The organism is Nocardia grenadensis NBRC 108939, assembly GCF_001613445.1.
Taxonomy (GTDB): Bacteria; Actinomycetota; Actinomycetes; order Mycobacteriales; family Mycobacteriaceae; genus Nocardia; species Nocardia grenadensis.
Map to the genome: position 1 here is coordinate 63,944 of NZ_BDCJ01000004.1, position 20,996 is coordinate 84,939.

The 20,996-nt window shown below is 67.7% G+C and carries 19 protein-coding genes; 18 read left to right on the top strand and 1 reads right to left on the bottom strand.

The annotated features are described in order from the left end of the window. Positions 1-37: 37 nt before the first annotated feature. Positions 38-412, top strand: coding sequence for a DUF742 domain-containing protein (locus tag NGR01S_RS05290; RefSeq protein WP_063035057.1), 375 nt, complete (start codon positions 38-40; stop codon positions 410-412). Positions 413-422: 10 nt separating this feature from the next. After that, positions 423-1,007, top strand: a complete 585-nt coding sequence (locus NGR01S_RS05295) for a GTP-binding protein (RefSeq protein WP_036512093.1) — start codon at positions 423-425, stop codon at positions 1,005-1,007. A gap of 39 nt (positions 1,008-1,046) precedes the next feature. Here NGR01S_RS05295 and NGR01S_RS05300 read toward each other — a convergent pair whose 3' ends face one another. Then, the gene (locus NGR01S_RS05300; protein ID WP_084480399.1) at positions 1,047-1,454 is read right to left on the bottom strand and encodes an NUDIX hydrolase; all 408 of its coding nucleotides are present in this window, start codon (positions 1,452-1,454) and stop codon (positions 1,047-1,049) included. Between the two features lie 62 nt (positions 1,455-1,516). On the opposite strand from NGR01S_RS05300, the gene NGR01S_RS05305 reads away from it, so the two are divergent. The 16 genes from NGR01S_RS05305 (at position 1,517) to NGR01S_RS05380 (ending at position 20,855) form a co-directional block, all read left to right on the top strand. Next, positions 1,517-1,927 (top strand): Rv3143 family two-component system response regulator, encoded by a 411-nt coding sequence (locus tag NGR01S_RS05305; RefSeq protein WP_063035058.1) that lies wholly within the window; start codon positions 1,517-1,519, stop codon positions 1,925-1,927. A 281-nt stretch (positions 1,928-2,208) separates the two neighbouring features. Continuing rightward, positions 2,209-2,589 carry an NADH-quinone oxidoreductase subunit A gene (locus NGR01S_RS05310; protein WP_063035059.1) on the top strand — a complete coding sequence of 127 codons (381 nt, stop codon included), beginning with the start codon at positions 2,209-2,211 and terminating at the stop codon, positions 2,587-2,589. A 64-nt stretch (positions 2,590-2,653) separates the two neighbouring features. Further along, the gene (locus NGR01S_RS05315) at positions 2,654-3,208 is read left to right on the top strand and encodes a NuoB/complex I 20 kDa subunit family protein (protein ID WP_039824617.1); all 555 of its coding nucleotides are present in this window, start codon (positions 2,654-2,656) and stop codon (positions 3,206-3,208) included. Then, the gene (locus NGR01S_RS05320; RefSeq protein WP_063035060.1) at positions 3,205-3,930 is read left to right on the top strand and encodes an NADH-quinone oxidoreductase subunit C; all 726 of its coding nucleotides are present in this window, start codon (positions 3,205-3,207) and stop codon (positions 3,928-3,930) included. Before NGR01S_RS05315 ends, NGR01S_RS05320 begins: the two co-directional genes overlap by 4 nt. Then, the gene (locus NGR01S_RS05325) at positions 3,930-5,315 is read left to right on the top strand and encodes an NADH-quinone oxidoreductase subunit D (protein ID WP_084480400.1); all 1,386 of its coding nucleotides are present in this window, start codon (positions 3,930-3,932) and stop codon (positions 5,313-5,315) included. Before NGR01S_RS05320 ends, NGR01S_RS05325 begins: the two co-directional genes overlap by 1 nt. A gap of 111 nt (positions 5,316-5,426) precedes the next feature. Beyond that, positions 5,427-6,140: an NADH-quinone oxidoreductase subunit NuoE gene (gene nuoE / locus NGR01S_RS05330; protein ID WP_063035061.1), complete on the top strand. Its 714-nt coding sequence runs from the start codon at positions 5,427-5,429 to the stop codon at positions 6,138-6,140. Continuing rightward, a complete protein-coding gene (nuoF, locus tag NGR01S_RS05335; protein WP_063035062.1) occupies positions 6,137-7,465 on the top strand; it encodes an NADH-quinone oxidoreductase subunit NuoF in 1,329 nt (442 codons plus the stop codon). Before nuoE ends, nuoF begins: the two co-directional genes overlap by 4 nt. After that, positions 7,462-9,918 carry an NADH-quinone oxidoreductase subunit G gene (locus NGR01S_RS05340; protein ID WP_063035063.1) on the top strand — a complete coding sequence of 819 codons (2,457 nt, stop codon included), beginning with the start codon at positions 7,462-7,464 and terminating at the stop codon, positions 9,916-9,918. The genes nuoF and NGR01S_RS05340 overlap by 4 nt, the downstream gene beginning before the upstream one ends. Further along, positions 9,911-11,728: an NADH-quinone oxidoreductase subunit NuoH gene (gene nuoH, locus NGR01S_RS05345; RefSeq protein ID WP_063035064.1), complete on the top strand. Its 1,818-nt coding sequence runs from the start codon at positions 9,911-9,913 to the stop codon at positions 11,726-11,728. Before NGR01S_RS05340 ends, nuoH begins: the two co-directional genes overlap by 8 nt. Next, positions 11,725-12,576: an NADH-quinone oxidoreductase subunit J gene (locus tag NGR01S_RS05350; protein ID WP_063035065.1), complete on the top strand. Its 852-nt coding sequence runs from the start codon at positions 11,725-11,727 to the stop codon at positions 12,574-12,576. Before nuoH ends, NGR01S_RS05350 begins: the two co-directional genes overlap by 4 nt. Further along, the gene (gene nuoK / locus NGR01S_RS05355) at positions 12,573-12,872 is read left to right on the top strand and encodes an NADH-quinone oxidoreductase subunit NuoK (RefSeq protein ID WP_030519458.1); all 300 of its coding nucleotides are present in this window, start codon (positions 12,573-12,575) and stop codon (positions 12,870-12,872) included. The genes NGR01S_RS05350 and nuoK overlap by 4 nt, the downstream gene beginning before the upstream one ends. Positions 12,873-13,024: 152 nt before the next feature. Then, a complete protein-coding gene (gene nuoL / locus NGR01S_RS05360) occupies positions 13,025-14,911 on the top strand; it encodes an NADH-quinone oxidoreductase subunit L (protein ID WP_063035066.1) in 1,887 nt (628 codons plus the stop codon). After that, on the top strand, positions 14,908-16,530 hold the full coding sequence (locus NGR01S_RS05365; RefSeq protein ID WP_063035067.1) for an NADH-quinone oxidoreductase subunit M: 1,623 nt from the start codon (positions 14,908-14,910) through the stop codon (positions 16,528-16,530). Before nuoL ends, NGR01S_RS05365 begins: the two co-directional genes overlap by 4 nt. Further along, a complete protein-coding gene (gene nuoN / locus NGR01S_RS05370) occupies positions 16,520-18,142 on the top strand; it encodes an NADH-quinone oxidoreductase subunit NuoN (RefSeq protein ID WP_063035173.1) in 1,623 nt (540 codons plus the stop codon). The genes NGR01S_RS05365 and nuoN overlap by 11 nt, the downstream gene beginning before the upstream one ends. A gap of 522 nt (positions 18,143-18,664) precedes the next feature. Then, positions 18,665-19,222 (top strand): MarR family winged helix-turn-helix transcriptional regulator, encoded by a 558-nt coding sequence (locus NGR01S_RS05375; RefSeq protein ID WP_063035068.1) that lies wholly within the window; start codon positions 18,665-18,667, stop codon positions 19,220-19,222. Next, complete coding sequence (locus NGR01S_RS05380) at positions 19,215-20,855, top strand: MDR family MFS transporter (RefSeq protein WP_245664443.1); 1,641 nt, start codon at positions 19,215-19,217, stop codon at positions 20,853-20,855. Before NGR01S_RS05375 ends, NGR01S_RS05380 begins: the two co-directional genes overlap by 8 nt. The last annotated feature ends 141 nt before the right edge of the window (positions 20,856-20,996 follow it).

A 20,996-nucleotide genomic window follows, 5' to 3' on the forward strand; every position in this document is an offset into this window, starting at 1 on the left:
GCGGAAACAGCAACGGCGCCATGACGGGTATGCGGGTATGACCGGGCCACGAGAACCCTGGTTCGACGACGACGCCGGACCTCTGGTGCGGCCGTACGCCATCACCAAGGGTCGCACTGTGGGCGCGGGACACGATCTGGATATGCTCACCGTCGTGGTCAAAGCTCGTGGTGCCCCGCCGTTGCGCCGGATCGAACCCGAGTACACCGATATCGTGCACCTGTGCACGGAAGCACAAACCGTGGCGGAGGTGGCAGCCGCCTTGAAACTGCCGCTGGCGGTGACCAAGATTCTCGTCGGAGATCTGATCGGTGACGGCCATCTGATCTTCCGGGCTCCAGTGCAGATGGAGTCCGGTCCCGGCGACTTCAACATATTGCGAGCGGTACTGGATGGAATCCGAAAAATTTGACCCTGCCCGGATGGACCCCGGGGCTCCGGCTCTTGCTGCGTCGGTGAAGGTCCTCATCGCCGGTGGCTTCGGCGTCGGCAAGACCACGATGGTGGCCTCGATCAGCGAGATCCCGCCGCTACGCACCGAGGAGATGATCACCGAACTCAGTACCGGCATCGATGATCTGTCCGGTGTCGAGTCCAAGACCACTACGACGGTGGCATTGGACTTCGGCCGGATCACCATCGACAAGGACCTGGTGCTCTACTTGTTCGGCACCCCGGGCCAGGATCGCTTCTGGTTCCTGTGGGACGAACTCGCTCGGGGCGCGCTGGGCGCGGTGGTCCTTGCGGATACCCGCCGGTTGGGGAATTCCTTCGCCGCCATCGACTATTTCGAGCGGCGCGGCCTGCCCTTCCTGATCGCGGTGAACTGTTTCGACGGGGCGCCGCGGTACACGATCGACGAGGTCCGCGACGCGCTCGATCTCGACCCGTCCATCCCGGTCATGCTGTGCGACGCGCGCGACCGCGTCTCGGCGAAGAATGTGCTGCTCAGTCTGATCGAGCATCTCATCGAACGGGCCACCCGCCCGAATCTCACCACCAAGTAGGCCGGCCCGGGCGGGACCACACCGGTTCCGCCCGCCGGGTCAGGCTGCCAGGTGGCCCGCCGCGTGAAGCTCATCGAACAGCAGCTGGTCCACCGGCGGCACCCGCGACCGGTCGCCGAAGCCGAACCACGCGAGTTCGGTGATCTCACTGCTCGCGGTGAGTGTTCCGCGATAGTCCGCCCGATAACAGCTCATCCGGACCCGCGCGCCGCCGTCGACCGCTTCGTAGACCCCCACCGGCTCGACCGTCTGCGGTACCAGCGCGACGGTGAGTTCCTCGGTGACCTCGCGCAGCAACGTCTGCTCGTCGGATTCGCCGGCTTCCCGTTTTCCGCCCGGAATATAGAACACGTCCTTACCGCGCGGACGTGCGCACAGTATCCGCCCGTCCACGATGAGGACCCAGGCGACCGTATCGATGAGTTCCCCGACCAGCTCGTCCGTCACCGGAGCATCCTATCTGGGCCAAGCTGCCACGCATCCCGTGGTCGCGGACGTACCATGCGAACGTGGCCGATGCGAATCCTCCCGCCGTGCTGCGGGTCCTGGTCTACAGCAACGACGCCGACACCCGGGGTCAGGTGATGCTGGCGCTCGGCCGCCGGCCGCATCCGGATCTACCGCCGCTGGAGTACCTCGAGGTGGCCACGGCCCCGGTGGTATTGGAGCGGATGGATGCCGGCGCGGCCGATCTCGCCGTCCTGGACGGGGAATCCGCGCCGGTGGGCGGGATGGGCCTGGCCAAACAGCTCAAGGACGAGATCCGCGGCTGCCCGCCGCTGGTCGTGCTCGCCGGGCGCGCCGACGATGCCTGGCTGGCGAACTGGTCACGGGCCGAAGCCGTCGCCACCCATCCGATCGACCCACTGCGGCTCACCGAGATCGTGGTCGATCTGTTGCGCCGGCGCCCGGCTGCCTGAGCGCTGATTAGGTTCATTCGCTCATAAATCTCAGTCGCGAATTCGATCAAAGCCATCTCCGAATCCGCGTTCGTCCTGCCACGACAGTTGTAGGCTGTGCTTTAGCTCACATGAGCGCGGGAGATGACATATAACCCGCGTCGACTGATCCTCCCCCACCCCTGTGTCGATTCCGGGGACGATCCGGCGGCGTGGGGAATACCCATCGACCGCCGACCCCGTTCGCGGAACCCGGTGGCACCACCGCGGGGTTCCAGTTCGCAAGGAGGGGAAGCGCAGTCGTGAACACCGAACTGCCGATACTGGTCCTCGGCGCGGTCGCCGCCGCCTTCGCGGTGATCTCGATCCTGATCGCCGGCCTCATCGGCCCCAAACGCTACAACCGCGCCAAGTTACAGGCCTACGAATGCGGTATCGAACCCACCCCGCATGCGACGGCCGGAGGCGCGGGAAATGTCACCGGCCAACGTTTTCCGGTGAAGTACTACCTCACCGCGATGCTGTTCATCATCTTCGATATCGAGATCGTGTTCCTCTACCCGTGGGCGGTCCATATCGATGCGCTCGGGGTGTTCGGACTGGCCGCGATGGCACTGTTCATCGTCAATGTCTCGGTCGCCTACGCCTACGAATGGCGGCGCGGCGGCCTCAGCTGGGACTGAGCCGCGAACCTCCGATCAGCCGCACCGCGCCCGGCGCGGGCCGATATCCAGGGAGTAGTCGGACATGGGTTTGGAAGAGAAACTGCCCAGTGGTTTCGTGCTCAGCACGGTCGAAGCCATGGCGGGATACATGCGCAAGGGGTCGGTGTGGCCGGCCACCTTCGGCCTGGCCTGCTGCGCGATCGAGATGATGGCCACCGGCGGTGGCAGATTCGATTCGGCGCGTTTCGGTATGGAGGTCTTCCGTGCCTCACCGCGGCAGGCCGATCTGATGATCGTGGCCGGGCGGGTGAGTCAGAAGATGGCGCCGGTACTCCGTCAGGTCTACGACCAGATGACCGAACCGAAATGGGTACTGGCGATGGGGGTGTGCGCCTCCTCCGGTGGCATGTTCAACAACTACGCCATCGTGCAGGGCGTGGATCATGTGGTCCCCGTCGATATCTACCTACCGGGCTGTCCGCCGCGGCCGGAGATGCTGCTCAATGCCATCCTCGCGTTGCACGAGAAAATCCAGGCGACCCCGATGGGGGTGAACCGGGACGAGGCGATCCGCGCCGCCGAGGCGGCGGCGCTGGCGGCCACCCCGACCATCCGGATGGAAGGGCTGCTGCGATGAGCACCGAGGGCCCGGGCTCCACCGACAGCCGCGCTGCGGAACCCGAACAGCCGACCGGCCCCGAGGACGAGGTCATCGGGGTGCGCCGGGGTATGTTCGGCATCTCCGGCAGCGGTGACACCTCCGGCTATGGGCGCCTTGTCCACCGGGTCGCGCTTCCGGGCGGCAGCGCACCGCCCTACGGGAGCTATTTCGACACCGTGGTCGACCTGCTGCGCGCGGCCCTGGCGTCCGGCCCCGCGTTCGATACCGCGATCGAGAAGGTCGTGGTGGACCGTGGCGAGCTCACCCTGCACGTCGACCGCGACCAGCTGGTCGCGGTGGCGCGGGTGCTGCGCGACGATCCCGGGCTGCGGTTCGAACTGTGCCTCGGGGTGAACGGGGTGCACTACCCGGACGAATCCGGCCGGGAACTCCGCGCGGTCTATCACCTGAATTCGATCACGCACGGCCGCCGGCTGCGGCTCGAGGTGTCCGCACCGGACACCGATCCACATATCCCGTCGCTGTACCGGGTGTATCCGACCTGCGACTGGCACGAACGGGAGACCTACGACTTCTTCGGCATCTTGTTCGACGGGCATCCCTCACTGACCCGCATCACCATGCCCGACGACTGGCGCGGTCACCCGCAGCGCAAGGACTACCCGCTGGGCGGGATACCGGTCGAGTACAAGGGCGCGCGCATACCGCCGCCCGATGAGCGGAGGGCATACAGCTGATGAGCGAGATCGATTACCGGCCCGGAGTATCCGGCGGGCCGGACAACGACGACTCCGGCACCGCCCCGACGGCGGCCGGCCGCAGTGGCGCGGACCCGGCCGAACAGGTACTGACGGTCGCCGGCCAGGACTGGGACGAGGTCGCCGATGCCCTGCGCGGCGCGGGTGAGGAACGCATCGTCGTCAATATGGGCCCGCAGCATCCGTCCACGCACGGGGTTTTGCGGCTCATCCTGGAGATCGAGGGTGAAACGGTCGTCGAGGCCCGGTGCGGTATCGGCTACCTGCACACCGGCATCGAGAAGAATCTCGAATTCCGCGCCTGGGCCCAGGGCGTCACCTTCGTCACCCGGATGGACTACCTGTCCCCCTTCTTCAACGAGACCGCCTTCTGCCTCGGGGTGGAGCGGCTGCTGGGTATCACCGACGACATCCCCGAGCGCGCCACCGTGATCCGGGTGCTGCTGATGGAGCTCAACCGCATCTCCTCGCATCTGGTGGCGCTGGCGACCGGGGGAATGGAACTGGGCGCGCTGACCCCGATGCTGTTCGGCTTCCGGGAACGCGAGCTGATCCTCGACGTCTTCGAGAACATCACCGGCCTGCGGATGAACCACGCGTACATCCGGCCCGGGGGTATCGCCCAGGACCTGCCCGGCGACGCGGTCGGCAAGGTGCGCGACCTGCTGGCGCTGATGCCGAAACGATTGCGGGATATGGAGCACCTGCTCACCCACAACCCGATCTTCAAGGCACGCACCCAGAACATCGGCTACCTCGATCTGACCGGTTGTATCGCGCTCGGCGTCACCGGCCCGGTCCTGCGCTCCACCGGTCTGCCGCACGATCTGCGCAAGGCCATGCCCTACTGCGGGTACGACACCTATGAATTCACCGTCCCCACCACCGACACCTGCGACTGCTACGGCCGCTACCTCATCCGGATCGAGGAGATGAAGCAGTCCCTGGCGATCGTCGAACAGTGCCTGGACCGCTTGCGGCCGGGACCGGTGATGGTGGCGGACAAGAAGATCGCCTGGCCCGCGGATCTGAAGCTGGGCGCGGACGGTCTGGGCAATTCGCCACAGCACATCGGCAAGATCATGGGAACGTCGATGGAGGGGCTCATCCACCACTTCAAGCTGGTCACCGAGGGCATCCGGGTGCCGCCGGGGCAGGTCTACGAGGCGGTGGAGTCGCCACGCGGCGAACTCGGTGTCCATATGGTCAGCGACGGCGGTACACGGCCCTACCGCGTGCACTATCGCGATCCCTCCTTCACCAACCTCCAGGCCGTGGCGGCGATGTGTGAGGGCGGCATGGTCGCCGATGTGATCGCGGCCGTCGCCAGTATCGATCCGGTGATGGGCGGTGTGGACCGATGAGGGGCGATATCGCCGCCACCGAACGGCTTCTGCCGGCTCGGAGGGAGCTCCCATGAGGCGAGACCTCCGCCCCCGCCGTGGACCGCACGCACCGGCTTCGAAGGAGAAGCGATGAGCGAGATCCTGTTGCGCCTGAGTGTTCGGCCGCAGCCCTACCCCGACGATGTCCGCGCCCGGCTCGAACCGGACGCGAAGGAGATCATCGCACGGTACCCGCAGCCCCGCTCGGCGCTGCTACCGCTACTCCACCTGGTGCAGTCGGAAGAGGGCTATGTCAGCAGTACCGGAATCGAGTTCTGCGCGGAGTTGCTCGGGCTCACCGGTGCCGAGGTGACCGCCGTCGCCACCTTCTACTCCATGTACCGGCGCACCCCCACCGGCGACTACCACGTGGGCGTCTGCACCAACACCCTGTGCGCGGTCCTCGGGGGCGATGCCATCCTCGCGGAACTGCGCGAACACCTGGGGATCGCGCACGGCGAGACCACCGACGACGGAGCGATCACCCTCGAGCACATCGAATGCAACGCGGCCTGCGATTACGCGCCGGTGATCATGGTGAACTGGGAGTTCTTCGACAACCAGACCCCGGGATCGGCCCGTGAACTGGTGGACGCACTCCGCGCGGGCCGTACTGTCACCCCGACCCGCGGCGCGCCGCTGTGTACCTTCCGGGACACCGCGCGGATACTCGCCGGATTTCCGGACACCCGGCCCGGCGTACTCGACGGAGAGCCGGGCGCCCCGACGCTCACCGGCCTGGAAACCGCGCGCGAGCAGGGTATGCGGGCCCCGGAGGTACCGGACGAAGAGGGTGCCCGATGACCCTGACGCCCGTCCTCAGCAAGTACTGGAATCTGCCGAATTCCTGGACCCTCGACACCTACCGGGCCCACCGGGGATACGAAGCGCTGCCGATCGCGCTCGGCATGACGCCGGACCAGGTGATCACCACGGTCAAGGACGCCGGGCTGCGCGGCCGCGGCGGGGCCGGGTTCCCGACCGGTATGAAATGGGGTTTCATACCGCAGGGCCCCGAACCCGACGGCTCGACGAAACCGCACTACCTGGTGGTGAACGCGGACGAGTCCGAACCGGGCACCTGCAAGGACATCCCGCTCATGCTCGCGGCGCCGCATTCGCTCATCGAGGGGGTGATCATCGCCGCCTATGCCATTCGCGCCGCGCACGCCTTCATCTATCTGCGCGGTGAGGTGGTGCCGGTACTGCGCCGGCTGCAGGCCGCGGTCGCCGACGCCTACGCCGCCGGGCTGCTGGGCCGCGATATCCTCGGCTCCGGCTACGATCTGGAGCTCACCGTGCATGCCGGCGCCGGCGCCTACATCTGCGGTGAGGAGACCGCCCTGCTGGATTCGCTGGAGGGCCGGCGCGGACAGCCCCGGTTACGCCCGCCGTTCCCGGCGGTCGCGGGTCTGTACGCCAGCCCGACCGTGGTGAACAATGTCGAATCCATCGCCAGTGTGCCGCCGATAATCCGCAACGGCCCCGCCTGGTTCCGCTCCATGGGCAGCGAGAAATCACCCGGTTTCACGCTGTACTCGCTGTCCGGGCATATCGCGAGGCCCGGCCAGTACGAGGCGCCGCTCGGCATCACGCTGCGCGAACTGCTCGGGTACGCGGGCGGGGTCCGCGCGGGGCGGGAGCTGAAGTTCTGGACGCCCGGCGGTTCCTCGACCCCGCTGTTCACCGCCGAACATCTCGATGTGCCCTTGGATTACGAGAATGTGATGGCGCAGGGATCGATGCTGGGTACCAAGGCACTGCAGATCTTCGACGACACCACCTGCGTGGTCCGTGCGGTACTGCGCTGGACCGAGTTCTACGCCCACGAATCCTGCGGTAAGTGCACCCCGTGCCGGGAGGGTACGTACTGGCTGGTCCAACTACTGACCCGGCTCGAATCGGGCCAGGGCACACCCACCGACCTGGACAAACTTCTGGATATCGCCGACAACATCAACGGCAAGTCCTTCTGCGCGCTCGGCGACGGCGCGGCCAGCCCCATCATGTCCTCGCTGAAGTACTTCCGCGACGAATACCTCGCGCATATGACACACGGCGGCTGCCCGTTCGATCCGGCCCGCACGACCGCCTGGGCCGGATCCGCGGCCGGAGAGGGGATCCGATGACCGCCACCGTCCGTTCCGATTCCGCCGATCTACAGCCGGCCGACCTGGTCACCGTCACGATCGACGGCATCACCGTCGCCGTCCCGGCCGGCACCCTGCTCATTCGCGCCGCCGAACTGATCGGTATCCAGATCCCCCGGTTCTGCGATCATCCGCTACTCGCCCCGGTCGGTGCCTGCCGGCAGTGCCTGGTGGAGGTCGAAGGTCAGCGAAAACCTGTGGCCTCCTGCACCATGACGGTCACCGAGGGCATGGTGGCGCACACCCAGCTCGATTCCGCGGCCGCGGAGAAAGCGCAGCAGGGTGTGATGGAACTGCTGCTGATCAACCATCCGCTCGACTGCCCGGTCTGCGACAAAGGTGGGGAGTGCCCGCTGCAGAATCAGGCCATGTCCACCGGACGGGCGGAGACCCGCTTCGACGGGGAGAAGCGCAAGTACCCGAAACCGATTCCACTGTCGACCGCGGTCCTGCTCGATCGTGAACGGTGCGTGCTGTGCGCGCGCTGTACCCGTTTCTCCCAGCAGATCGCCGGGGACCCGTTCATCGAGCTACTCGATCGCGGCGCGCTACAGCAGGTCGGGACCGCCGCGCACGAGCCGCTCGATTCGTACTTCTCCGGTAACACCGTGCAGATCTGCCCGGTCGGTGCCCTCACCGGTACCAGCTACCGGTTCCGGGCCCGCCCGTTCGACCTGGTTTCCAGCCCGAATGTCTGCGAGCACTGCGCCTCCGGTTGCGCCCAGCGCACCGACCACCGACGCGGAAAGGTCCTACGCCGACTGGCCGGCGACGATCCCGAGGTCAACGAGGAATGGAACTGCGACAAGGGACGCTGGGCATTCGCCTACACCGGTGAACGCGATCGGATCACCGACCCGCTGCTGCGCGGCGCCGACGGGGCGCTGACACCGTGCTCGTGGTCCGAGGCGCTCGCGGCCGCCGCGCGCGGTCTGCGCGCCGGCGTGGGTAACGCGGCGGTGCTGCCCGGCGGCCGGATCACCGAGGAGGAGGCGTACGCGTACGCCAAATTCGCGCGGACGGTACTGGGCACCAACAATATCGACTTCCGAGCCCGGGCCCAGACGGCGGAGGAAGCGGAATTCCTGGGCGCTTGGGTCGCCGGGCACACCGGCACCGTCACCTACGACAGTCTGGAGAAGGCACCGGTCGTGCTCCTGGCGGGGTTCGAACCGGAGGAGGAATCGCCCATCGTCTACCTGCGGCTGCGTAAAGCGGCCCGGACCGGCGGGGTGCCGGTGTTCTCGATCGCCGCCCACGCGTCGCGCGGGCTGGAACGGATGTCCGGCACTCTGGTCCCGGCGGTCCCCGGCAGCGAGGCCCGGATCCTCACCGAGCTGATCGAACCCGGCGCCGAACCCGGCCCGGCGCGGTTGCTGCGGGAACCCGGCGCGGTGATCCTGGTCGGCGAACGGCTGGCGACCGCCCCCGGTGCGCTGTCGGCGGCGATCCGGCTCGCCGCCGATACCGGCGCCGCGCTCGCCTGGGTGCCGCGGCGGGCCGGCGAACGCGGCGCGGTGGAGGCCGGCGCGCTACCCGGTCTGCTCCCGGGGGGCCGGCCCGTCACCGACCCCGACGCCCGGCAGCAGGTGGCCGAGATCTGGGGTGTCACCGATCTGCCCGATTCTCCCGGCCGGGATACCGCTTCGGTTCTCGACGGCACCGCGACGGTGGGCACGCTGGTGGTCGGCGGTATCGAACTCGCCGACCTGCCCGATCCCACCGCGGCGCGGGCCACCCTGCGGGCCGCCGATTTCGTGATCTCGCTGGAACAGCGGCACAGTGAAGTCACCGCATACGCCGACGTCGTGTTCCCGGTGGCCACGGCGATGGAGAAATCCGGCACATTCCGCACCTGGGAGGGCCGCCCACGTCCGTTCGCCGCGGCGCTGACCGCCAGCACGGTGCGCCGCACCGCCGCACCGCTGTCCGATCTGCGGGTGCTGCACAGTCTGGCGGCGGAAGTGGGAGTAACGCTCGGTCTTCCCGATACCGCCGCCGCACGGGCCGAACTCGACCGTCTCGGTCCCTGGACCGGCGCCACGGTCGCACCCCCCGGACGGCCGGCCGCGCCGCCCGTCCGCCCCGAACCCGGTACCGCGGTGCTGGCGAGCTGGCGGATGCTGCTGGACCGGGGCCGGATGCAGGACGGCGAAGCGAATCTGGCCGGTATCGCGCGCCTGCCGGTGGCCAGGTTGTCGGCGGCGACCGCGGCGGAGGCGGGGGCGGCCGAGGGTGATCCGATCACCGTCACCACCCCGCACGGCGCCGTGACTCTGCCGCTGGTCGTCACCGACATGCCGGACCGGGTGGTATGGCTTCCCATGAACTCACCCGGATGCTCGATCCACACCGATCTCGGCGCCCGACCGGGCGACGTCGTGACCCTACGACGCGCCGACCAGCGGACGGAGGTATCCGACCATGACTGATCTGTCCCTCTTCGGTCACGACCCGCTGTGGCTGGTCGCCGCAAAAGCCGTCGCCATTTTCGTATTCCTGCTGCTGACCGTGCTGTTCGGGGTGCTGATCGAACGCAAGGTCGTGGCCTGGATGCAGATGCGGGTCGGACCCAACCGCGTGGGCCCCAAGGGATTGCTGCAGAGCGCCGCCGACGGCGTGAAGATGGCGTTCAAGGAAGATATCGTCCCCGCGATCGTGGACAAACCCATCTTCGTGCTCGCGCCGATCATCTCGGTCGTCTCGGCCGTCCTGGCCTTCGCCGTGATCCCGTTCGGACCGGAGGTCTCGATCCTGGGGCAGCGAACCGCCCTGCAGCTCACCGATCTACACGTCGGTGTTCTCTATATCCTCGCGGTCACCTCGATCGGTGTGTACGGGATCGTGCTGGCCGGCTGGGCCTCGGGCTCCACCTATCCCCTGCTGGGCGGGCTACGCTCCACCGCGCAGGTGATCTCCTACGAGATCTCCATGGCGCTCTGCTTCGGGGCGGTGTTCCTGCTCGGTGGCACCATGGCGACCTCCGGCATCATCGCCGCCCAGCAGCCCACCTGGTATGTATTCCTGCTGTTGCCGTCGTTCCTCATCTACTGCATCTCCATGGTCGGGGAGACCAACCGGGCGCCGTTCGACCTGCCCGAGGCCGAGGGCGAGCTCGTCGGCGGGTTCCACACCGAGTACTCCTCGCTGAAGTTCGCGATGTTCATGCTCGCCGAGTACGTGAACATGGCGACGGTCTCGGCGCTGGCGACCACCATGTTCCTCGGCGGCTGGCGGGCCCCGTTCCCCGTCAACCTGTGGGAGGGCGCGAATTCGGGCTGGTGGCCGCTGCTGTGGTTCACCGCCAAGGTCTGGATGTTCCTGTTCGTGTTCATCTGGCTGCGCGGGACGCTGCCGCGGCTGCGCTACGACCAGTTCATGAGCCTGGGCTGGAAACTGCTCATCCCGACCTCGCTGGCCTGGGTGATGGTGGTGGCCACCGCGCGGGTTCTCGATCTCGAGGGATACCCCGTGCGCACCCCGATTCTGGTGATCGGTGGCCTGCTGCTCACCGGGCTCCTGATCGGGCTGTTCCTGCGGGCCGGAAACGCACCGGCCACCGCGCCCGAGTTCGGTCCCGAGGACGATCTACCGGTGGGGAGCGCTGTACCGGGTACCCCGGGGGGAAACCAGGTGTTCCTGGGATTCCCGACCCCGCCGTTGCCGGAGCGGACCTCGACCATCACCTCGTCCCCCGGGCTCTTCGAACCGCTGGCGGGTTTCGCGGTCACCGCGCTCACCATGTTCAAGAAGCCCAATACCGAGTTCTATCCCGAGGAGAAGGTCCCCACCGCGCCGCGCTACCACGGACGCCACCAGCTCAACCGGCATCCCGACGGCCTGGAGAAATGCATCGGCTGTGAGCTGTGCGCCTGGGCCTGCCCAGCGGACGCGATCTACGTCGAAGGCGCCGACAATACCGACGAGGAGCGCTTCTCCCCCGGTGAACGCTATGGGCGGGTATATCAGATCAACTATCTGCGCTGTATCGGTTGCGGCCTGTGCATCGAGGCATGCCCGACCCGGGCGCTGACGATGACCAACGAGTACGAACTCACCGACGACAACCGCGCCGATCTCATCTACGAGAAGGACCGGTTACTCGCCCCGCTGGAGCCGGAGATGCAGGCCCCGCCGCACGAGATGCAGCCGGGTAGCACGGAAGCCGACTACTACCTCGGCCGGGTGGGCCCCGTGACACAGCGGCCCACCGCCGAGACCGCGCCGGGAGGCAAGCGATGACCGGCACCGAAACAGCCCTGCTGGCCGCCGCCCCGCTGACCGCGGCCGGCACGGGTGAAACGGTCCAGTTCTGGATCCTCGCACCGCTGGCGGTGCTCGGCGCGCTCGGTATGGTCTTCGCGGCCAAGGCCGTGCACTCGGCGATCTGTCTGGCGGCCACCATGATCACGCTGGCGGTGTTCTACATCGCTCAGGACGCGCTGTTCCTCGGAGTCGTGCAGATCGTGGTGTACACCGGCGCGGTGATGATGCTGTTCCTGTTCGTCCTGATGCTGGTGGGCGTCGATTCGGCGGAATCGCTGCGGGAGACGCTGCGCGGGCAGCGGATCGCCGCCGGAGTGGTCGGCGTCGGCTTCGGGATCCTGCTGTGCACGGGTATCGCGCACGGCGTCCGCAATTCCGGTATCGAATTCCCCGCCACCGGTTTCCCCGGTCGTGACGTGATCGGCGCGTTGGCCGAACTGATCTTCGTCCGCTACGTCTGGGCCTTCGAACTCACCGGCGCCCTGTTGATCGCCGCCACCATCGGTGCCATGTTGCTGGCGCATCGGGAGAAGTTCGGTCCGAAACTCGGCCAGCGGGAACTGTCGCGCCGGCGGTTCCGCGACGCCGGGCACCGGCCCACCCCGCTGCCCACTCCCGGTGTCTACGCCCGGCACAACGCGGTGGACATCCCGGCGCGGCTCCCGGACGGATCCTTCGAGGAGCTGTCGGTGTCGACCATTCTGCGACACCGCCGCACCCAGGCACTCACCGATGCGGCGGTGCTCTCGGTCGGCTCCGCGTCCACCCCCGGACCCGACGACGCCCGCGCCACCCGCCCGGCCGACGAGGAAGGTATCCGGTGAATCCCGAGAACTATCTGTTCCTGTCCGCGCTACTGTTCACCATCGGCGCCGCGGGCGTGCTGCTGCGACGTAACGCGATCATCGTCTTCATGTGCATCGAGCTCATGCTCAATGCGGTGAACCTCGCGTTCGTCACCTTCGCGCGGATGCACGCGAATCTCGACGGCCAGGTCTTCGCCTTCTTCACCATGGTGGTCGCCGCGGCCGAGGTCGTGGTCGGTCTGGCCATCATCGTCACCATCTTCCGTGCCCGCCGCTCGACCTCGGTCGACGACGCCAACCTGCTGAAGTTCTGACGTGCTCGGGTCAAACACGGAGACGGTAGCGCAGCGTCACCACGCAGCGCTCCCGAACATGCCGAAAGGACCTGACATGTTCGGGTCAAGCGCGGAGGAGGCAGCGCAGCGTCACCACGCAGCGCTCCCGAACATGTCGAGAGGACACTGACGTGGATACCGCAACACTGTGGTTGCTGCCCGCCCTGCCGCTGGCCGGCGCCGCCGTACTGCTGCTGACCGGGCGTCGCTCCGACGCATGGGGTCATCTGCTCGCCACCATGACCGCACTGGCCTCGTTCGTGGTGGCGGTGCTCGCCTTCCTCGGGATGCTCGGCCGTTCCGGCGCCGATCGCGCGGTGGCACTGGATCTGTTCAGCTGGGTCCCGATAGCCGGGCTGCGCGTCGACTTCGCGCTCGCACTGGACCAGCTGTCCATCTGTTTCGCCCTGCTCATCACCGGCGTCGGCTCGCTCATCCACATCTACTCCGTCGGATACATGAGCCACGATCCCGGCCGCCGCCGGTTCTTCGCCTACCTGAACCTGTTCCTCGCGGCCATGCTGCTGCTGGTACTGGCGAACAACTACCTGGTGCTGTATCTGGGCTGGGAGGGCGTCGGTCTGGCCTCATATCTGCTGATCGGATTCTGGTACCACAAACCGACGGCGGCCACGGCCGCCAAGAAGGCATTCGTGGTCAACCGGGTCGGCGATATGGGCCTGGCGATCGCCATGATGATCATGTTCGCCACCTTCGGATCCCTCGATTTCGGTGCGGTGTTCGCCGCCGCCCCGGGGGCGAGCGACGCCATACTGACCGCCGTCGGCCTGTTCCTGCTGCTGGCCGCCTGCGGTAAATCCGCCCAGGTACCACTGCAATCGTGGCTCGGGGACGCCATGGAGGGCCCCACCCCGGTGTCGGCGCTCATCCATGCCGCCACCATGGTCACCGCGGGTGTGTACCTGATCGCCCGCTCGAATCCGCTCTACGATCTCGCGCCCACCGCCCGGGTCGCGGTGGTGGTGGTCGGTGCGGTGACCCTGTTGTTCGGCGCGATCATCGGTTGTGCCAAAGACGACATCAAGAAGGCGCTGGCCGCCTCCACCATGAGCCAGATCGGCTACATGGTGCTGGCCGTCGGCCTCGGTCCCGCGGGCTACGCGGTGGCCATCATGCATCTGCTGACCCACGGCTTCTTCAAGGCCGGCCTGTTCCTCGGAGCGGGTTCGGTCATGCACGCCATGAACGACGAAACCGATATGCGGCGCTACGGCGGGTTGCGCACCCTGCTGCCGATCACCTACATCACTTTCGGTCTCGGATATCTCGCCATCATCGGTGTGCCGCCGTTCGCCGGGTTCTTCTCCAAGGACCGCATCATCGAAGCGGCCTTCGCCGCCGAAGGCGCCGCCGGTCCGATCCTGGGCACCGTCACGCTGCTCGGCGCTGGACTCACCGCCTTCTATATGACGCGGGTGATGCTGCTGACCTTCTTCGGCGCACGCCGCTGGAAGCCCGATACCCACCCGCACGAATCCCCCGCCGTGATGACGGGTCCGATGATCCTGCTGGCACTCGGATCCATCGGCGCCGGAGCGGTTTTCGTCTGGGGATCCTCGCTGCAGAACTGGCTGGCACCGGTCGTCGGCGAGCACCACGGTGAACCGATGCTTCCGGTACCGGTGATCACCGGGCTCGCCCTCGCGGTGGTGGCGGTGGGCGTAGCGGTCGCCTACCGGCAGTACGGGCGCAGCGCGGTGCCCGACACCGCACCGCGGGAGGTGACCGCGCTGACCGTGGCCGCGCGCCGCGATCTCTACGGAGACACCGTCAACGAGGCCGCCTTCATGCGGCCCGGCCGCCACCTGACCCGCGCCCTGGTCTTCCTCGACAACCGCGGGATCGACGGGCTCGTCAACGGCACCGCCGCCGTCATCGGCGGTCTGTCCGCACGGGCCCGCCGGATCCAGACCGGTTTCGTCCGTTCGTATGCCCTGTCCATGTTCGCCGGCGCGGCCCTGGTGGCCGCAGCCCTGCTGGCCGTGAGGATCTGGTGAGCGCCGTGCCCTGGTTGTCCGTGCTCTGGCTGTTGCCCGTGGTGGGCGCGGCGGTCGTACTCTCGCTGCCGGCCGCGCAGCGACTACTGGCCCGCTGGGTCGGGCTGCTGTTCACCGTGGCCACGTTCGGTGTGGCGCTGGGGGTGGCAGCGGCCTTCCAACCCGGCGGCGAGCAGTTCCAGTTCGTCGAATCCCACACCTGGATACCGGCGTTCGGCGCCGGGTACACCCTCGGCGTGGACGGGATCGCGCTGGTCCTGGTGCTGCTCACGGCGGGTCTGGTCCCGCTGCTGGTCATCGCCGGCTGGCACGACGACCGCGAGGTCGGCACCGGGAAACGGGTGGCACACACCTATATCGCGCTCACCCTCCTGGTGGAGGCGATGGTGCTGGTGTCGTTCCTGTCCCTGGACATCCTGCTGTTCTACGTCTTCTTCGAGGCAATGCTGATCCCGATGTACTTCCTCATCGGCGGTTTCGGGCCACGTACCGACGATGCCCAGGTCCGGCAGCAGCGTTCCCGCGCCGCGGTCAAATTCCTCCTCTACAACCTCTTCGGCGGCCTGATCATGCTCGCCGCGGTGATCGGCCTCTATGTCCTCACCGTCCAGCAGGATCTCGGCGCGGACGGCGCCGGCACCTTCGACCTGCGCACGGTCGTCGCGGCCGCCAACTCCGGACAGCTCGGCGCCGGGCCGGCGGTGCTCAACGCCCTGTTCCTCGGTTTCATGTTCGCGTTCGCGGTCAAGGCGCCGCTGTGGCCGCTGCACACCTGGCTGCCGGACGCCGCCGTCTCGGCGACCCCGGCGAGCGCGGTGCTGATGATGGCGGTGGTCGACAAGGTCGGCACCTTCGGGATGCTGCGTTACTGTCTGCTGTTGTTCCCCACCGCGGTCGACACCTACGCGCCGCTGGTGATCACGCTGGCCGTGATCGGCATCCTCTACGGTGCGCTGCTGGCCATCGGCCAGACCGATGTGATGCGCCTTATCGCCTACACTTCCATCTCGCATTTCGGTTTCATCGTGCTCGGTATCTTCGCCATGACCAGTCAGGCCCAGACCGGCGCGACCCTCTACATGGTCAATCACGGCCTGTCCACGGCGGCGCTGTTCCTGGTGGCCGGTTTCCTGGTCTCGCGGCGCGGCAGCCGGCTGATCGCCGACTACGGCGGAGTGCAGAAAGTGGCGCCGGTACTGGCCGGCACGTTCTTCATCGCCGGTCTGGCCACCCTCTCCCTGCCCGGACTCGCCCCGTTCGTCAGCGAATTCCTGGTTCTGATCGGCACATTCAGCAGGTATCGGGTGGCCGCGGTGATCGCCGCCGCCGCGCTGGTCCTGGCGGCGATCTATGTGCTGTGGCTGTACCAGCGGATGATGACGGGGCCGGTACGCGAGGGCAGCGAACGTATCCGTGATTTGGTGCCGCGCGAACTCGTGGTCGTGGTGCCGTTACTCGGTGCCCTGATCTTCTTCGGCGTCTATCCGAAGCCGGTACTGGATTTCATCGACCCGGCGGTGACCCAGACCCTCACCACGGTCGGCAGTGTCGATCCCGCACCGCCGGTCCCGGCCCGGCCGGAGGCGGCGAACCCCGGAGGTGTGCATCATGAGCGCTGAGTTGTCCGCCGGCGCGGTCCTGGCCGCGACCGTACCGGCGCCGAGTATCGAATACCACGTGCTGGCGCCGATCCTCATCGTGTTCGGCGCGGCCGTGGTGGGTGTACTGGTGGACGCGTTCTTCCCGCGCCCGTGGCGGTATCCCGTACAGCTGGTCCTGACCTTGGCGGCCCTGGGGGCCGCCCTGGTCGCTGTACTTCTGCTGTCCGGGACCGCGACGACGGCCGCGGTCGGCGCGGTCGCGGTCGACGGGGTCACTCTTTTCCTGCAGGGCACTCTGCTGATCGTCGGCATCCTGTCGGTACTGTTCGTCGCCGAACGCGGGCCGCTGCCCCGGCCGCGCTCCGGTCCAGGGACCTGGAGCCGCGCCGCCGCGACCCCCGACTATGGAATGGACGCCTTCACCCCGCAGGCCTCCGCCGTCCCGGGCAGCGGGGCCGAGCGGTCGGCCGCGACCGCGGGCATCACACCCACCGAGGTCTTCCCGCTGCTGATGCTGGCGCTGGGCGGTCTGCTGCTGTTCCCGGCCGCCAACGATCTGCTCACCATGTTCGTCGCGCTCGAGGTGCTGTCTTTGCCGCTGTACCTGCTGTGCGGTCTGGCCCGGCGGCGCCGGCTGCTCTCCCAGGAAGCGGCGCTCAAGTACTTCCTGCTGGGCGCGTTCTCCTCGGCGTTCTTCCTGTACGGGGTCGCGTTGCTCTACGGCCAGACCGGCACGGTCCGGCTTGCCGGAATCGCCGACGCGCTCGCCGCCGAGACCGGCACGCCGACCCTGGCGCTGCTGGGTGTGGCCATGCTGGCCGTGGGTCTGCTGTTCAAGGTCGGCGCGGTGCCGTTCCAGGCATGGGTGCCCGATGTGTACCAGGGCGCACCGACGCCGATCACCGCGTTCATGGCGGCGGCGACCAAGATCGCCGCGCTGGGCGCCCTGCTGCGTGTGCTGTCCGTCGGTGTGGCGGATATCGCCGACGACTGGCGGCCGGTACTGGCGGCCGTCGCGGTGGCCACCATGGTGGTCGGCGCGATCCTGGCGATCACGCAGACCGATATGAAGCGGATGCTCGCCTACTCGTCCATCGCGCATACCGGGTTCCTGCTCACCGCGCTGGTCGCCGCCGACGCCCGCGGCATCGCCGCGACTCTGTTCTATCTGTTCGTCTACGGCCTGGGCACCCTGGGCGCCTTCGCGATCGTGAGCATGGTGCGCGACGCCGACGGGACGGAGGCGACGGCGCTGGCGCGCTGGGCCGGGCTGGGCCGCCGGGCCCCGTGGCTAGCCACCATGTTCGCGCTCCTGCTCCTGTCGTTCGCGGGTATCCCGATCACGGCGGGATTCGTCGCGAAGTTCGCGGTATTCCAGGCCGCGGCCGGCAGTGACGCCGGTCTGCTGGTGATCGTCGGTGTCCTGGCCAGTGCGGTCGCCGCGTTCTTCTATGTCCGGGTGATCGTGTTGATGTTCTTCACCGATCCGCCGGCCGACCCACCCGTGGTCGCCGGTCCACCCGCGGCGACCACGGTGGCGGGAATCGCGGCGCTGGCCACGCTGATCTTCGGCATCCTTCCGCAACCACTGCTGGATCTCGCCGGCCGTGCCGGGGAATTCGTGCGGTAGACCGAAGTCCTCCGCCTCCGGTTTCCGGATCGCCGCGCTCGGCCGGGAGGATCCTGCCGACCACGCGGCGACTTCGGCTCCGGGCGGATCCGGTCCAGCACCCGGCGGCAGCTCCCCACTGACGCGTGGCTCGCCGACCACAGACGGCGGTAGGCGACCGGCGCCGTCGCGGTATCGCATCGCGCAGCCCGCGCCGCCGCGGCATGTCGTATGAACCCGCGGTCAGACAGCGGCGCCGGCGGACGGGAGGGCCACGGTCTGCGGGGCACTGGCGCGGCAGACCGCGTGACTGCCCGAAACCACGGAGTCATATCACGTAGAGCCGCCGACCGCGGATCGAACCACAGGGTCACGATGGGCCGTACGCGGTGAATGACGGCGGAACTCGGGCGTGTACTTCGCCCAAGCGCGCGTTGTCCCCGATCCATATGTGGGCACGCGCACACCTTCTATTTGTTGATTAGCACAAGCAACAAACTTATAGTTGATTAGCGCAAGCAACTAATAAGGTCTGGAGCACGCATGGGAGTTCCCCCCGACACCGCACAGGGCATCCTCGACGAACTGTTCCTCATCAGTCGAGCGCTCCGCCGATCCCTCGCGCAACCCGAGGAAGGCCGGCTGCTGCCGGGCGGGATCAGCGTCCTGGTCAACCTGGAATCGGCCGGCCCGTGCCGGCAGGTCGACCTGGCCACCCAGATAGGTATCAGCGCCTCGGCCATGAGCCGGCACATCACCGAACTGGTCGCCGACGGTTACGTCCTGCGCAATACCGATCCCAGCGACGGACGAGCCATCCGCGTCGAGGTCTCCCCCGCCGGCCACGAACTACTGGCCCGGATCCGGGAATCACGGGTCCGGGGCCTGCAGGAGGTCTTGGCCGATTGGACCGTGGACGACGCCGAACACGCCCACCAGATCCTGCACATTCTCCGGAGCCGACTCATCGCCCGGGACAGTCGCGACGCCGCGACCGACAACCAGAAACTTCCGCACAGCTCATCGTCGGCGGATACGCAGCGCAGCGTCACCGAACAACACGAGCCGGAATCCAAAGAAAGTCAGGAAATAGATGTCTAGTCCAGTCGAGGCGGTGACGCGGCGGGACCCCTACGCGATGAGCCACCGTGAGGTCCTGGAATCGCTCACCGGGCTGCTGGCCGCACTGTTCACCGCGCTGCTCAGTACCACGATCGTGGCGACCGCGTTGCCCACGATCATCGGCGATCTACAGGCTTCGCAGACCGCCTACGCATGGGTGATCACCACCGCGCTGCTGGCCAACGCGGCGTCCACCCCGATCTGGGGCAAACTCGCCGACCTTTTCAACAAGAAGGTCCTGGTCCAGACGGCCATCGTCATCTTCGTGGCGGGCTCGGTCCTCGCCGGGTTCGCCCACGATGTGACGCTGTTGCTGACCGCCCGCGTCGTCCAGGGCATCGGGATGGGCGGGCTGACCGCGCTCGTCGTCGCCATCATCGGCAGTATCGTCGCACCGCGGGAACGCGGCCGGTACTCCGGTTATATGGGCGCGGTGATGGCGGTATCCATGTCGGGCGGACCCATTCTCGGAGGCGTCATCGTGGACAGCCCGCTCGGCTGGCGCTGGTGCTTCTTCGTCTGCGTACCGCTCGCGCTCATCGCACTGTTCCTGCTGCAGCGCACGCTCCGGCTGCCCACCGAGCGTAAGGACGATGTGTCCATCGACTGGCTCGGCGCCGTCCTGATGACCGCCGGTGTCTCGATTCTGCTGATCTGGGTCTCCTTCGCGGGGAAGGCCGGCTACTACGAGTGGTTCTCCCGGGAATCGCTGCTGTACGTGGCGGCGGGCGTGGCACTGCTCGCGGCGACCGCCTGGGTGGAGGCACGCGCGAAGTCGCCGATCGTGCCGCTGCGGATCGTCACCGAGCGCACCACCGGTCTGGCGATCATCGCCTCCGTCGCGGTGGGTATCGGCATGTTCGGTGCGACCACCTTCCTCGGCCAGTACTTCCAGACCTCGCGCGGTTATTCACCGACGATCGCCGGCATCCTGACCATCCCGATGGTCGCGGGCATGCTCGTCTCCTCGGTGGCCTCGGGCCAGCTGATCACCCGGTTCGGTAAGTGGAAGGGATTCGTCGTCGGCGGCGCCACACTGCTCGTATTCGGCTTCGCGCTGCTCTCCGCGCTCGACCACGAAACCAACCTATGGCTGGTCGGCGCGTACATCGCGGTGGTGGGCCTGGGCGTCGGCATGATGATGCAGAACCTGGTCCTGGCCGTACAGAACACCGTGAGTGTGCACGATATCGGCGCGGCCTCCAGCAACGTCGCCTTCTTCCGCACCTTCGGCGGCGCCATCGGGGTCTCGGTGCTGGGTTCGGTCCTGGCGACCCGGGTCGGCGAGTTGTCGGCCCAGGGATTCGCCCGGCTGGGTATCCAGACCTCCTCGGGTGGCGGCAGCAATCTCGATCTGGACAGCCTGCCCGCACCGGTCGCCACCATCGTGCGCACCTCCTACGGCGACGCGACCGGCCGGATCTTCCTGATCGCCGCGGTCGCGGCGGCGGTCGCGCTCCTGGCGACCACACTGTTGCCGAACCGCCCGCTGCGCCGCACGATCGATATCGATCCGGAGCTCGACCCGATGGGCTCCGGTGACGAGCCGGACCGGATCGACGAGGCAGAGTTCGGCGAATTCCCTCGCCGGGAACCCGCGCTGCAGAGCTGAGCGGGTAACGCGTCCACCGGACCCCGGGTATCGCAGTGATACCCGGGGTCCTCCGTATGTGCCGGCCGCCGGATCCCACACCGGCACCGCGGTTCTCCCCCGGCCGCGCCGGTGACCGATGCCCTACGACCGGGCGTAGTA

Excerpts from the sequence above, each read along its gene's own strand:
- NGR01S_RS05325 (WP_084480400.1), top strand. The coding sequence starts at position 3,930 with ATGAGCGAGATCGATTACCGGCCCGGAGTATCCGGCGGGCCGGACAAC.
- NGR01S_RS05320 (WP_063035060.1), top strand. The coding sequence starts at position 3,205 with ATGAGCACCGAGGGCCCGGGCTCCACCGACAGCCGCGCTGCGGAACCC.
- NGR01S_RS05315 (WP_039824617.1), top strand. The coding sequence starts at position 2,654 with ATGGGTTTGGAAGAGAAACTGCCCAGTGGTTTCGTGCTCAGCACGGTC.
- NGR01S_RS05340 (WP_063035063.1), top strand. The coding sequence starts at position 7,462 with ATGACCGCCACCGTCCGTTCCGATTCCGCCGATCTACAGCCGGCCGAC.
- nuoH (WP_063035064.1), top strand. The coding sequence starts at position 9,911 with ATGACTGATCTGTCCCTCTTCGGTCACGACCCGCTGTGGCTGGTCGCC.
- NGR01S_RS05295 (WP_036512093.1), top strand. The coding sequence starts at position 423 with ATGGACCCCGGGGCTCCGGCTCTTGCTGCGTCGGTGAAGGTCCTCATC.
- NGR01S_RS05290 (WP_063035057.1), top strand. The coding sequence starts at position 38 with ATGACCGGGCCACGAGAACCCTGGTTCGACGACGACGCCGGACCTCTG.
- nuoN (WP_063035173.1), top strand. The coding sequence starts at position 16,520 with ATGAGCGCTGAGTTGTCCGCCGGCGCGGTCCTGGCCGCGACCGTACCG.
- nuoF (WP_063035062.1), top strand. The coding sequence starts at position 6,137 with ATGACCCTGACGCCCGTCCTCAGCAAGTACTGGAATCTGCCGAATTCC.
- nuoE (WP_063035061.1), top strand. The coding sequence starts at position 5,427 with ATGAGCGAGATCCTGTTGCGCCTGAGTGTTCGGCCGCAGCCCTACCCC.
- NGR01S_RS05375 (WP_063035068.1), top strand. The coding sequence starts at position 18,665 with ATGGGAGTTCCCCCCGACACCGCACAGGGCATCCTCGACGAACTGTTC.
- NGR01S_RS05380 (WP_245664443.1), top strand. The coding sequence starts at position 19,215 with ATGTCTAGTCCAGTCGAGGCGGTGACGCGGCGGGACCCCTACGCGATG.
- NGR01S_RS05350 (WP_063035065.1), top strand. The coding sequence starts at position 11,725 with ATGACCGGCACCGAAACAGCCCTGCTGGCCGCCGCCCCGCTGACCGCG.